This window comes from Oribacterium sp. FC2011 (genome assembly GCF_000701645.1).
Classification (GTDB): domain Bacteria; phylum Bacillota; class Clostridia; order Lachnospirales; family Lachnospiraceae; genus Oribacterium.
Genome location: NZ_JNJM01000010.1, coordinates 97471 through 111095, shown reverse-complemented (window position 1 = coordinate 111095; position 13625 = coordinate 97471). Strand labels below are relative to the sequence as shown.

Below are 13625 nucleotides of genomic sequence, written 5' to 3'. Positions count from 1 at the left end.
CCGCCGCCTTTGTTCGGCGGCACAAATAGTGATGAAAAGTATTTTTCACACTATCACCTTGTATTATTTATAGTTTATATAGTTTTTGTTCCACCCACCTAGCCACGTTTTGACTAACGGTCTATTCTAGTCATAATCGGTTCAATTAATTATTATTAATTCAATGTAATCCACAAAGCCGGACGAATTGCACAGGTAAAATCAACGGGCCAGTGATCTATGGTTCCATTGCTGTTGACTACCGAGGCCGAACAATAAATATCATGAGTCCTGAGCCACCAATCTTCTTCACTAGTAGTATTATTTTTTTGTTCATTATAATACGCAGTTCCTGTACATATACGCTCATTATCAGAATGAAAATATTCCTTAACTTCAGAAATACTTAGTAAAAACACTTTATCTTGTAATTCTTTATCCATTGTAAGAATTCTTTCTTGTTCTTCATTGTCGAAAGCGGTATCAAGAAAGCTTACATTCAGCCATTTCCGTATAGAACTGTTTTTCCAGTAAATATCTTCATATTTTTCATTGAATGGTAGAATATCCAACATGTATTTACTGATAATAAGTGCTTGATTATCTTCTACATTTAGTACAAGCCATTCTATATCTTCCTTCCCATTTGATGTGTCATTATCTTGCTCGTATAAACCTAAGTAAATATAAGACCCTACTTTTGCCCTGGAAAGAAGAGAAGTCTTAATCCTAGGAATTAGACTTTTCAGCCGCTCAGTGCTGTCTTGATAATCCAGATCTTTCAGTAAAATATATGCTTCTTCATAATCACCAGAATTGATTAACTTAACAGCTCTGTCATATTTATTAACTTTTATTGTGTTATCATCGCCAATCTGTTCCAACAACACATATGCAGCTTCATAATCACCAGAATCGATCAGCTTAATAGCTCTGTCATATTTATTAGCTTTTATTGTGTTATCATCACCAATCTCTTCTAACAACACATATGCATCGTTGTAATCACCAGAATCAATCAGAGCAACAGCTCTGTCATATTTATTAGCTTTTATTTTGTCATTGTCTCCAATTTTTTCCAGCAACGTATATGCAGCTTCATACTCGCCTGAATTTAACAATCTCTTTGCTTTGTAATATCTTAGTCTGGGAATAACTACCGTTATCAGAATAATTGCAACAACTACCAACAAACCCATTAAAAAAATTTGTTTCTTTACTCTCTGCTTAGCCATATGGCTTTGTTCCACAGCCTGCCGCTCATCTTCTTTTTGCTTTTCCTTTTTTAAACGGTCAATCTCTTCAACGCATTTAGAGGCAAGCTCATTACTATCCTTATATCCATTCAATGATTTTAATGAGTCATAAATATTCTCGAATTCATTAATATTTTTACTCTCTTTCATGGAAGATATAAGGCTCTGATATTGTTGTTCCTTACGTTCCTCAGCTTCTTCATTCATCCTTTCAATTTTTTTATCTGTTCTGGCAATATACTCGGCATAAGCAGCTTTTATATTGTTAATATTTTCAGCATCCTCATTTTCAGCATTGACAATTCTGTCCTCAAGAACACGATACACTTCAGTGAGGCCGTCCTCAATCTGCTGTTTAATATCGCCTTTGGCATATTGTCTTGCTCTCATCAACTGACGGTCAGACGATAGTTCTTCCTGTTGTTTTTCTTTTTGGCTCCTTCTACTGGAAAGACTGGAACTATAATCACGATTAAATGTATATTCTCTGCTGACCGTTTCGGCATCAAGATAGCCTTGTGTAACATATCTTCCGATTGTTCTTTTTATGTGCTCACTATCTTCGGAACAAGCCGTAAGACGTTCACTATCCGCTACACAATACTTCTCTTTTTGCATTTCCAGCCAACTAATAAATGTTGCCTGTTTATCCCTTGCCAACATCTTGCCCAGATAGGCTTCAGCACATTCAGGATCAAGGTTCAATGCTTCCTCAAAAAATTCATCGGCCTTATTCCAGTCATGATCTTCCAAAGCCATAGCACCGCGCTTGACCTGAGCATTCACTGTGGTTCCGGAAGTGACTGACTGAACAACAGTGTTATCCTGTAACTTAGGCTGATCAGAGTTCCTTTCAATTACTTTTTTAATTCCCCGGACAATGTCGTTTATAAATCCGATTTTTGACATATCCTGAGCCTGCAGATGGGCAAACTCCTCCGGAAGTTCATAAGGATCCATGTCCCTATAGCATGGAATAAGCAGACGGGTATGATCATTCTTCATGATCTTAAGGAATCTGGACCACTCATTCTTCACCCATACCGCGTTGAAGTACTCAGGTTTTGTTCCGATAGCAAGCATCACTTTGGCGGTATTCAGGGCAGAGAAAATATAAGGTTCATATTCCGTTCCCAGCTTGTCCTCAAGCGTAATGGCAGCATAGAATACTTTAAATCCTTCCGATGTAAGCTGATGATAGATATCATTGGCAATCACACTATCTGGAGTGCGCTTTCCTGTCTCATCTGTTTCTTTATAACAAATGAAAACATCATACGGCTTTTCTTTGTGTACGATATCAAGAATGCCTCTCTGGAGCTGGTCGATTTCTCTTGCCTGCTCTTCATAAATCTCACGCTGAACAGTGTCGGAGTATTTCAAGGCATTTTTATAATCTTCGTCTGCTGTTACAGCGTCGTACGAAGCCCTGTGGCATGTTGGTATCCGTTTGTTAGTTGCCGGATCCTCAACATATTCAATTCCGTATTTACAGAGGATAAGCCCCCAATATGCTTCAGCTTCTGTAGCGCTCTGTTGGAGGATCTTCTCATAGATCTCAGAAGCCTTATCAAATTCAGACTTCATTCGTAGAAGATTTGCCCTATTGAACAAATTTTGAAGTCCTTCGTCTGTTACTGTAGGAATCGTCTGCTTCGATCCGCAAAATTCACACTCACATACCGTTGTGTCTGGCTTAATGGCCAGGTCCCCACCACACATCTTGCATCTGTAAACTGACATATGCTACCTCTTTCATATTTTTCTATTCCGACTTGAAAAATATATTCCGTTTTACTAGTATCTTTCCTTTATTCTGAGTTCCAAAATATTTGCATTATTCCTATCAACAACTGTCTTCTACATAGAACCTATTTTAATCAATTGTTCTATTTTTGATAGCTTCTACAATACAGAGTTTTCGTAATTAGCCCCTATATTTATTCTGATGGTTATTCTCATTAATTGCTTAAAGCTTTAGATTCTCTAATTGTCTCAGAATTTCTGCACATTCAGAATCAATTTCTTGTTTCCTTTTCATTGCAAAGAAGCCTAATGAAGCCCTTTCTTTTTGGAGGTTTTTTAAAAGATCTTCCATTTGTTGCTTCTTTTCCATTATTTGTATTCTTTTCTTTTCTTCGTTTTCTTTACGAATACGATTTTGCTCTTCTAGCTTTTCGAGCTCTTCAAGTTTTTTTCGACAATCATCTGCCCTGGTAGCCGAATCTTTCCATTCTGCAATGGATAAAAATTTCTCAGCAGCATCTTTTAAATCTTTTTTACTACCCATTAACTGCAACCAAGAAGCATCCTGATACTTCTTTTCCATTTGTGCATTTGATACAGTTTCTTCAATATGTTTTATAAGCTCATCGGCATCCAAATAACCAGAAATTGATTCTAATAAAGGAATTGCTTTCAGTATTTCCTCTCTGTCCAATTCCTCTAACTGGGATTTCGCTTTTTTATAAATAGCATCTTTTCTCAAAGATTCTGCCTTATCTCTGCATATCTGCGCCAATTTTTCTGAATCGGCAAATCCCCCTGCATTGTCCATATATTCTGCAACACTAAGATAATCATTTTCATCTACTGCTCGTTTATATAAGGATAATCCGGTTTCATAAAGCGCTTTTAAGTTCCCCTTACACAATCTTTCTTTTATGGCTTGTAGATATTCCTCCATTTGATTTTTCAGATCTGTATCTGCATAGCGCATTGTTTTCTTCCAATATATATTTGTATCAGGAAATTCGTTAAGGTCGGCTATCTGTTCACTCTTAGAAATCCTTAATTCCGCCATCAGCTTACCGAGGTATGCCTTGGCATTCTCAGGCTCCAAATCAAGTGCCTGCTCAAAGTAGTTGTCAGCTCTCTCCCATTCTTTATCTTCCAGAAATATATATGCTCTCCTTATAAGCGCCTCCAAGTTAGGACCACTATTTTGCTGAAATAATAATGTTTGTGACGTTTTGTATTGTTCTGCATTATTTCCGGGTCCAATCAGCTTTTCAATTCCCCTTAAAAGATCCTGTATCGCACCCACTTTTCCAAGATCCTGTGCCTGAAGCTTTGTAAATTCCTTCGGAATGTCATACGCGTCAATGTCCTTATAACAAGGTATTAGATATTTACTCTTGTCTGCAGCCATTAATTTAAGATACCGGCTCCACTCATTCTTGACCCATACCGCGTTGTAATAATCATAGCTGGTTCCGATAGCCAGCATCACCTTTGCTGAATTCAAAGCAGCAAAAATATAAGGTTCATACTCAACTCCAAGCTTATCTTCCAAGCTTATACGTGAGAAGAATACCCGGTACCCTTTTGTTGTCAGAGCATCATAAATGTCCTGTGCCAATACAGAATCTATGGTCCGTTCTTTATTTTCATCAGTTTCCTTATAACAGATGAAGATATCATAGGGTTCTTCTTTTCCAGAGACCTCTATGATGCCTTTTCTCAGCTCTTCGATTTGTTTAGCCTGCTCGCGATATACTGCTCTTGCTACAGTATCAGCATTCTCCATGACCTGTTCGAAATCAGAATCTTCCATCACAGAGTCGTAGGAAGATCGATGGCAAGTGGGGACTTTCTTACCCGTAGCAGGATCGTCCACATATTCGATGCCGTATTTACACAGCACAAGACCCCAGTAAGCTTCCGCCTCCTCGGGGAATTCTGCAACTATGGACTCGAAGATACCCTCGGCCTTGTCGAATTCGCAACTGCGGAGCAGGCGGTTCGCGCGGGCGAAGAGAGTTATCTTTTTTTCGTTGTCTGCTGTCGGAATCGTCTGTTTCGATCCGCAGTATTCGCATTCACAGACTGTTGCACCTGAATCAAATGATAGGTCACCTCCACACATCTTGCACTTTAAAACTGCCATAGTTCAAGCCCTCTATTTTACATACAGCTCCATGTAGTCATTTTCTCGTTTTGAAAATATAATTATGTAACTATGATTCCAAACCAATCCACACAGCAGGACGGATGGAATAATTAGCGCCACCAAATCCAACGCTCTTACCCTTCTGGTCATAAAAAGCTGAGCGTCCATTGTAATTAATACTGCCATGTTCATCAACATATGCAACGTCGTTAGATGCAATACCGGAAGGTGTTCGAAGCCACCACCTGCTTCCCTTTGTTTTAAAATCTTCATATGCTTCCCAGTTCACCTTGGCCCACTCTGTTGGAACGCATATTCTGTCTTCATCAGAATTAAAATACAGTTCTGCTTCTTCTACAGATAGCAAAAAAACATAGTCTTCCGTATCTTTTCCTGCGCTCCGACTTCCTTCCTTTGGATTTTGATGAGCTGTCACAGTTTTCTTCCGGATATAGGGTAGTTCTTCTGCAGAAAAGGCCGATTTAAGGAAGTCGTTATTTAAATATTTCCTTAAATGACAGTTTTCCCATGTGACCGCTTCGGTTTTAGAATTCCAAGTGTTATAGTCCAGCGGCCCTGCTTCTAATGCCATATCCGTAATCATTAATAACCCATCATCTTCATTCAGCACTCTCCACTGAATAGGCATATTATCTTCCCGTCCTTGCTTATATCGTCCAAATATAACTTTAGCCCCCGGCTTGATATCAGTTTGCCCAAACAATAACGCATAACCTCGTTTCATCAAGCTTATTCTATTTTTCTGTTCTATTTCTCTAAGATAGCTCTCTGCCTGATTTTGATAGGTGCGATGTGTCAGAGCCAGTTGTTCCAATTCCTTCTTTTTCTCCAGCAGCCTGTCATCAATTTCCCTAAGCTTTTCATCCAAAATCTGTATTTGAGACTGAAGATTTTTCTTTTCCTTTCCTTTAAAAAACCCAAGAGCAGTCATTTGTTTCTGCATTTTGCTGATTTCTTCTACAAGGCGGCGTTTTTCATCTTGTTCCGGCAACTGATCAAACTCCTGCTCCTTTTTCTTTACGGCGTTTTCAGCATCTTCAGCTTTTGATCTTAAGCTCTTCAGATTGTTTGTTTCTGCATCATCAAATACAAACGTTCCTTCCGTAATAGCTTTCAGTTGTTTTCTCACTTCCTCCAGCTCTTTTTTTACCGTTTCCTGACTCTTTTTTCTTTCATTTTCCTTGTCCGCTGCCATTCTGTCATTAATGGCTGTCTGACTCATAAAATCCGATATTTCCTTTTCCAGTTCGGTGCTTTTATGCGCCTTTAACATTATTTGAAAATTCTCACCAGATATTATTTGTTCACGATCCTCCGGAGTTGCTTTCTTCATGCATTCCCAGAATTTCTCTCTTGTATTGCATGAGACACCTGCTGCCATATTTTGTCTGAGAAAGAGAGTATATGCGTCACCACACATAATAACTCCCAGCAATGCATCTCCATTTTGAGCATCAAAAGTCAGCGCCTGTTCAAAATATTCTCTGGCTTTATCTCTGTTGGGCTTACCTAACCTTTTCGCCTGCGCCAATTCCCGAAAACCCAAAGCCAACAGTGAGTCAATGTTTTGACCGCCTTCAACCTTGACGGTGCCTTCAACCTGGACGGTACCTTCAACTTTGACCGTACCTTTTATTTCCTGGATCTTCGCCTTTGCCCATTCTGTACTATATTCCATTCCACAGCTGTCGCACTCAAAAATGCCACCAGGTTTGCCAATCAGCTTTCCACCGCAGATCTCACACTGTAATGCTGCCATTTTATTTTCCTCCAATAGCACTTCTACCAAATTAACCTATCGCATTTTGATACTTTTCTTCTTTTAGTCTGTCATGAATCTTATCAAGATAACATTCCAATTCTTCACGAAGTATTCCATTATCAAATCGCAATATTTTTTTATATAGTTCATCTTCTTCAAAAGACTCTTTGCAGTTTCCGATGTCGCTTCGATTTCTAACCTGCAATTTCGTCATTATCTTATAAAGGTAATCTTCTGCATTCTCTGGATCCTTATCCAATATTTTTTCGCAATATAAATCTGCATTCTGCCAATCTTTATCTTCAAGAAATATAGACACACGTTTAAGAAGGGCAACAATCTCATTACGGGCAGAAACAGCCATGTCACCACTGTCATAATCGTCCTTTTTTGAAAGGTCTCCATGTCCGACTATTTTTTCAATACCTCTTATAAGATCCTGTATCGCACCAACTTTTCCCAAATCCTGTGCCTGTAGCTTCACGAATTCCTTCGGGATGTCATAAGCGTCTATGTCCTTATAACAGGGTATTAGATACTTACTCTTATCCGCAGCCATCAACTTAAGATAACGCCCCCACTCATTCTTTACCCAAACTGAATTGTAATAATCATAACTGGTTCCAATCGCAAGCATCACCTTTGCAGAATTTAAAGCAGCAAAAATATAGGGTTCATACTCCACTCCTAGCTTATCTTCCAGACTGATACGCGAGAAGAATACCCGGTATCCTTTTGCTGTAAGTGCATCATAAATGTCCTGAGCCAATACAGAATCAATGGTACGTTCATTATTCTCATCTGTTTCTTTGTAGCAGATGAAGATATCATAGGGCTCTTCTTTTCCGGAAACCTCTATGATTCCTTTTCGTAGCTCTTCAATTTGTTTAGCTTGCTCTCTATATACCGCTCTTGCTACGGTGTCAGCATTCTCCATGACCTGTTCGAAATCGGAATCATCCATAACAGAATCATAGGAGGAACGATGGCAGGTAGGAACTTTCTTCCCGATGGTTGAATCATCTATATATTCGATGCCATATTTACACAGTACAAGACACCAGTAGGCTTCCGCCTCATCTGGGAATTCTGCACTATGGACTCAAAGATACCTTCTGCTTTGTCGAACTCATAGCTTCTTAATAAACGGTTTGCACGACTAAACAAAGTCATCTCCTTTTCATTATCCGCTGTAGGAATCGTTTGTTTAGTTCCACAGAATTCACACTCACACACCGTTGCACCTGGCTCAAATGTCAGGTCGCCACCACACATTTTACATTTTAAAATTGCCATTTATACTCCGTTTATTAATCCAAACCCTGAAGAGCTGCAAGAATATCTCTGATTTCTATTGCTTCTCTACGATCTTCTTCAATCTAATCCGATTCTTTTCAGTATATTCGACAAAACATTCTGTTCTTCTATAAAATAGTAATCATGATCGGCAGTGAATAATAAAGACAGTGTTATTACATTTTCGGGTATAACAAATCATTTTCCAATTGTTTTTTTCGGTTCTTCAGGCTTTCTATTTGAATCAAATACTCATTTTTTGCAAATTCTATTTCATTTTGAGCTTCTAATTTCAGAGAATTAAGGCTCTCATATTTATGTGACAACTCATATATCTCGCTCTCCAACTGCTTCTTTTCTTTTAGTTTGAAGAATCCTAAGTTTTTGAGTTGAGCTTTTTTTTCATTTATGGTTGCCATTAACGAAGTACTATTCTCATCGTATTCCTTAATTTGCGGGTTCATAGAGAGCTTTTCCATCTCCTCAGTGAGCTTATTAATATGGGGTTCTATTGAATTTATTTCCTGATCAATTCTTTGCTTATCCTCTATATGTTCCTCCCAGTATTTCGCCACCTTCTTTTCGTCGTATTTTCTGCATTCTTTATTAATGGATGCATAAATAACATCAAAATCTTTCTGCAAGGCTTCTCCATTTACGGGTTTTTTGCTTAGAATATTCTTGTTTATCGTATCTAATGCTGCTTTTAAAAACCTATAGATTCTTTCTTTCGTTTCTATAAACTCATCGCATTTAACCTGAACGAATTTCACTTCTAACAAAATCCTGTTCAAGCATTGATTCCCTCTGTCAAAATAAGTATCAGTCTCTTTTTTTGTTTCATTTTGAAGATTTTCCAACTGTTGTAAAGCCAACTCCTGAGCATGTTTAAATGCATCTCTGTCATGCAGATATGAAGCCTGACGTTTAAAATCAGCTTCCAAACGATTTTGTCGTTCCGTTGCTCTATCAATCACTTCACTGACCTTGCTTGAATATGTACTAGACCATGCCATAGCAAGTGACGCGAACTCACTAAATCCGTGATTTATAAATGCGGCACTCTCCTGTGTATCAGGGTTTTTATTAACTACAATTTCAACAGCTCTTCTATAGGCTCTTTCTGCCACATCTAATTCATTATTTGCAATCGTTCCCTGCCACGATTTTGCAAGTCCCTGACACAAAACAGCTTCCGCGTTATCAGGTTCAACTCGTAATATTTCTGAATAGAGTCTTTCAGCATCTTTATATCGTTTATCTTCGAACGCCCTTTTTGCATTTATTAAATTATTTGACAGTTCCTCAGTATTATCAACTTTAACTGTTCCTTTAACTTCAACAGTCCCTTCCACCATGAGCTTTCGTGCTTCTTCTACCGTATATTTGCAGCCGCAGGATTGACATACAAAAACGCCATCTTGCTTTATAAGATCGTTGCTTCCACACATTTCACATACTAATTGCTTCATAAATACATGCACCTCCGTTTTTCAATATCATCTATACGTTATGATTCCAGATTGATTATATTGGTATACTCTTTTAGGAAAATCCCTCCGGAAGAAATTTCCATTAAGTCATTATCTTAAACAAAATGTCGCACCCGGTTCGAAGGCAAGGTCACCGCCGCACATTTTGCATTTTAAGACTTTTCATAGTAGGTCTTGTTTACTTCTTCTTTCCAAGCTTGCAGAGTCTGTTCCGCTCAGTCAGCGTTATCCCGATCTTTCCACAAAGTTCTTTAATGTCACTCGCATTTCCTTCAATAACTGCGGCCTGAAGCTCACTCATCTGGGCCGTAAGATCCTTTTCAATATCAGATGTATTTTCTGAACTGACAGGATCAGAATACCGAAAATCATCAGCAAGTTTCTGTAGTGCGGAAGACGCTTCTGAGTCTGAACACTGTGCAGCTAATGGGTACACGATAGATCTTAAATTCTGTATACACTTCGTATCTGTAGTAAGTCTTATATCTTGCCTTTCTACTTCGTCACGAACTGCATCTGCTCCGATCATCCCTATTGCTGTCATACCAAGAAGGATAAGGCTAATCACTACCGGGATATATAACGGGAGCATGGAACCAATAGCCATAAAGATAAGGCTTAGCACAAGCTGTGCAACCATATAGATAAGCCCGATCTTGGCGATTGGGAATCCGTAGAATTTGCTTCTTGCGCCTTCTCCTCCATACACACCGCCGCGGAATGCTGATTTTAACGCAAAGGCACATGCACCAACCGCCAGGATTCCGAACAGCCATGATATCCAGAACACGATGTTTTTGTTGAATGGCAAGATAAGCGTAACCAAGGTAAATATCACAGCGATGATGATAAGAACGATACCGCTGCGTGCTTCATTCTTTTCCATAGATTTTCATAGCTCCCTTCTCAATCTCTTTTTCTGCCACAATCTGGGCAGAACTTAGCTGTGATCCCGGTGGCTCCGCAGTCAGGACAGTTCCAGGTTGTAGGATTTGATTCCGGTTTCTTTGCACCGCACTCCGGACAGAACATGCTGGTAATTCCGGATGCTCCGCAGTTTGTACACGTCCAAGTTACGGGTTGTTCCGCTTCAGGTCGTTTTGCACCACATTCTGTGCAGAATTTACTTGTTAGTCCTTTTGCGCCACAGGAAGGGCAAGTCCACGTACCGCTTTCCGCCATGATCTTAGGCACAGGTTTCTTCGCTCCACAGTCCGGGCAGAACTTACTTGTTATATTCTTGCAGCCACATGCATCACAGTTCCATATGTCGAGACCTTGCTGTGATGACTGCTGGGAAGGAACTGACGGAGACCCCCCCTGGGTATAGTTTCCACCCATCATAGTCTGGCCAAATTGCTGCCCCATCTGTGAAGCAGTCTCTCCAACCGGATTCAGTGCATCCTTCGTCATACCGATAACACTTCCCATGGCCCCAAGGCCGATGCCAAGTCCGGCAACTCCTCCGAGTGCTCCCAGACCGGCTCCACCACCTTCTCCTCCAGTCAGGCCGTTCTTCATGGCTTCCATTCCTACCTGACGGGCAGTCTCCTGCTGGTATGTATAGCCCTTCATCTTCATTTCCATGGCTTCAGCCTCTGCCTGCATACGATATGCTTCTGCTTCCGCCTGCTTCTGAATCTTCAGTGCTTCTGCTTCTCCCTGAGCGCCTATGATCTTCATACGGGCTGCAGTCTGAGCTTCTACAGCTTTGCGTTCTGCAGCTGCTTCAGCCTCTTTTCTACGTATCTGTTCCTGCTTTACGTTAAGGTACTGTTCCGCATACTGCTCCTTCATCCTTCGGAAATTAGGATCATCATCCGGTGTCATAACGCGGCTAACAAAGAACTCCGGCATCTCGAGACCGTAAGCATCCAGATACTGGTTCAGCTTAATGCGCAGGTTTTCTGAAAGCTCCATCAGTCTTTCATCGATTTCAAGGACACTGATGCCGCTTTCTTTAATGGTCTGTGCAAGATAACTCTTGACCTGTGTCATTATCATTGCGCGGAAATATCCTTTGCCGTTCCCGATCCCAAGGAGCTGATCCTGACTTAGCTTGCCTGTGGTACCAACCAGCTTGGCAAGGAGTTTACGCGAATTGACAACTCTGATGTTAAACTCACCGCTTGCACCCAGCTCCACATGGAGTCCTGATGCCGGATCAAACATCCGTACTTTGCTGTCAGTACCCCACTTTATACCCATAACAGTGGCAAGATTGATGTAATACACTTCCGAATGGAATGTACCCTCAGTGTCAGTCGGAAGCTGGTATACCTTTTCTAACAGAGGAAGCTGTTGAGTCTCCAACGTATAGCGCCCGGCACCGAAAGAATCCAGGGCCTGACCATCACGGAAGAAGACCGCCTCCTGGCTCTCATGAACGATCAGCTGTGAACCATAGTTAAAGTCCTCTATAGGATGTTTCCATACAAGTGTCTGGTCATCCCCCTCGTATTTAATAATGCTGGCAAGACCATCACTTCGTATCTTTTCGCTTGTCAGTCTTTCAGCAACATCATTTTCATAATCACAGATAGGACAGGTATATACACTGGCGCTTTTTGACGTCATAAGGCGGACGCCACATTGTTTACAAGAAAACTCAGCCATCTGCTGATTTTCAGCCATTGTGTTAATTTTCTCATGGCATACAGGGCATAATGCATCTGCACCTTTTGTTTGATCAAACACAACATCATTGCCACAATGTGAGCAGGTCCTTGATGCTAACTTATCTGTCTTTACATTGATTGTATAACCACAGGAACACTTGATTTTTTTATCTCCAAAAATCCAGAATCCTGTTTTTCCCTCCGCATACTTTCCGCAGTTGGGACATTCTATTGCAAATTTTGCCATGGTTACCTCCTGGTAAATAATCTGTATTATTCTTTAGTTTCAAGATTTTCAAGCGCGTACTCAAGCGCAAGCATAACGACCTCGTTCCGTTTTCTCCCTGTCTTTTCTGCCAACACATCGATATCTGTCAGCATATCCTTGGGAATCCTCAGAGAGATGACTTTCGTCTCACCGGAATACTTCTGTTTTTCCACAATGAACTTTTTATCTGTTCCCATTATTTTTCACTCTCTACTTGCTGCTAACTGCCTCTAATAGTATTTTCAAAGTCTTGCCAAACGGAACTGTTTCCAACAACTCTTCTAGGAACTGTCTTGAAACTTTCTTTCCCAGCTTCTTAAGAGCTTCCTGATATCTTCCCTCTTGAAGTAAGTCAAGTGCTGATTTTTCCTGCTCGTTGAGATTCAGTTTTTCAAGCTCCTTCAGTTTCTTTTTGGTGTCATCATCAATAATAAGGTTCTCTCCATCCATTTTCTGACATAGGGAAATGAATACATCAAGCGGACATTGGAACAGCTTTGGATTCAGCTGATATTCATCATACCAGCCGTTATTTTCCATATAGTTCCTTAATTCAAAAAGAACTGTGATATCCTTTATGTTCATTTTGACAAGTCCAGAGTTTTCGTCATACTTTGCATAACGCACATCGGCTGTAAAAGCTTTCTTCCAGTCCTCATCAAAGCCTTGTCTCGGATATACCAGTTCAGCCTTAATTTTAAGATTCCTAACCCTGCTTTGACTGATACCAAGTATCTTTGAAATCTGGTAGTCGCTACAGCGATCAGGCTCCTTCTCTCTCAGATAATCCAGCATGATGCGAAACAGCATTGTCTCATAATCAGATTTTGACATTGACCCAAAATTCCGGTCAAAAAAATGCCCAGTTATCTCATCAAACAGTTTTGCCTTATCTTCACTAGAATATAATTCGAACATAATGCATCTCCACCCATATTTAATTTTTTTACCGACCTATTTATCTATTAAAGACAATTATACTACAATTGTATTCTATGTTCAATCAACTAGGATTTTTGTATAATCATGACAAAAAAAGA

The 13625-nt window shown here is 40.0% G+C and carries 10 protein-coding genes; all 10 read right to left on the bottom strand.

The annotated features are described in order from the left end of the window. Positions 1-155: 155 nt before the first annotated feature. The 10 genes from T357_RS20280 to T357_RS0109755 all read right to left on the bottom strand — a co-directional run bounded on the left by T357_RS20280 (position 156) and on the right by T357_RS0109755 (position 13503). On the bottom strand, positions 156-2978 hold the full coding sequence (locus T357_RS20280; RefSeq protein WP_031551717.1) for a DUF6273 domain-containing protein: 2823 nt from the start codon (positions 2976-2978) through the stop codon (positions 156-158). A 226-nt stretch (positions 2979-3204) separates the two neighbouring features. Beyond that, the gene (locus tag T357_RS20275) at positions 3205-4791 is read right to left on the bottom strand and encodes a toll/interleukin-1 receptor domain-containing protein (protein WP_197027329.1); all 1587 of its coding nucleotides are present in this window, start codon (positions 4789-4791) and stop codon (positions 3205-3207) included. 403 nt (positions 4792-5194) lie between these two features. Continuing rightward, a complete protein-coding gene (locus tag T357_RS0109790; RefSeq protein WP_031551712.1) occupies positions 5195-6907 on the bottom strand; it encodes a DUF6273 domain-containing protein in 1713 nt (570 codons plus the stop codon). A 31-nt stretch (positions 6908-6938) separates the two neighbouring features. After that, positions 6939-7874: a toll/interleukin-1 receptor domain-containing protein gene (locus tag T357_RS20270; protein WP_031551709.1), complete on the bottom strand. Its 936-nt coding sequence runs from the start codon at positions 7872-7874 to the stop codon at positions 6939-6941. A gap of 59 nt (positions 7875-7933) precedes the next feature. Next, the gene (locus T357_RS0109780; RefSeq protein WP_031551695.1) at positions 7934-8206 is read right to left on the bottom strand and encodes a hypothetical protein; all 273 of its coding nucleotides are present in this window, start codon (positions 8204-8206) and stop codon (positions 7934-7936) included. Positions 8207-8382: 176 nt separating this feature from the next. Then, positions 8383-9678 (bottom strand): TFIIB-type zinc finger domain-containing protein, encoded by a 1296-nt coding sequence (locus tag T357_RS0109775; RefSeq protein ID WP_031551691.1) that lies wholly within the window; start codon positions 9676-9678, stop codon positions 8383-8385. A 199-nt stretch (positions 9679-9877) separates the two neighbouring features. Continuing rightward, on the bottom strand, positions 9878-10585 hold the full coding sequence (locus tag T357_RS0109770; protein ID WP_031551687.1) for a YrzE family protein: 708 nt from the start codon (positions 10583-10585) through the stop codon (positions 9878-9880). A gap of 20 nt (positions 10586-10605) precedes the next feature. Further along, complete coding sequence (locus tag T357_RS0109765) at positions 10606-12564, bottom strand: SPFH domain-containing protein (RefSeq protein ID WP_031551684.1); 1959 nt, start codon at positions 12562-12564, stop codon at positions 10606-10608. Positions 12565-12590: 26 nt separating this feature from the next. Continuing rightward, on the bottom strand, positions 12591-12782 hold the full coding sequence (locus tag T357_RS0109760) for a ribbon-helix-helix domain-containing protein (protein WP_031551682.1): 192 nt from the start codon (positions 12780-12782) through the stop codon (positions 12591-12593). A gap of 13 nt (positions 12783-12795) precedes the next feature. Next, on the bottom strand, positions 12796-13503 hold the full coding sequence (locus tag T357_RS0109755; protein WP_031551679.1) for a hypothetical protein: 708 nt from the start codon (positions 13501-13503) through the stop codon (positions 12796-12798). Between the last annotated feature and the right edge of the window lie 122 nt (positions 13504-13625).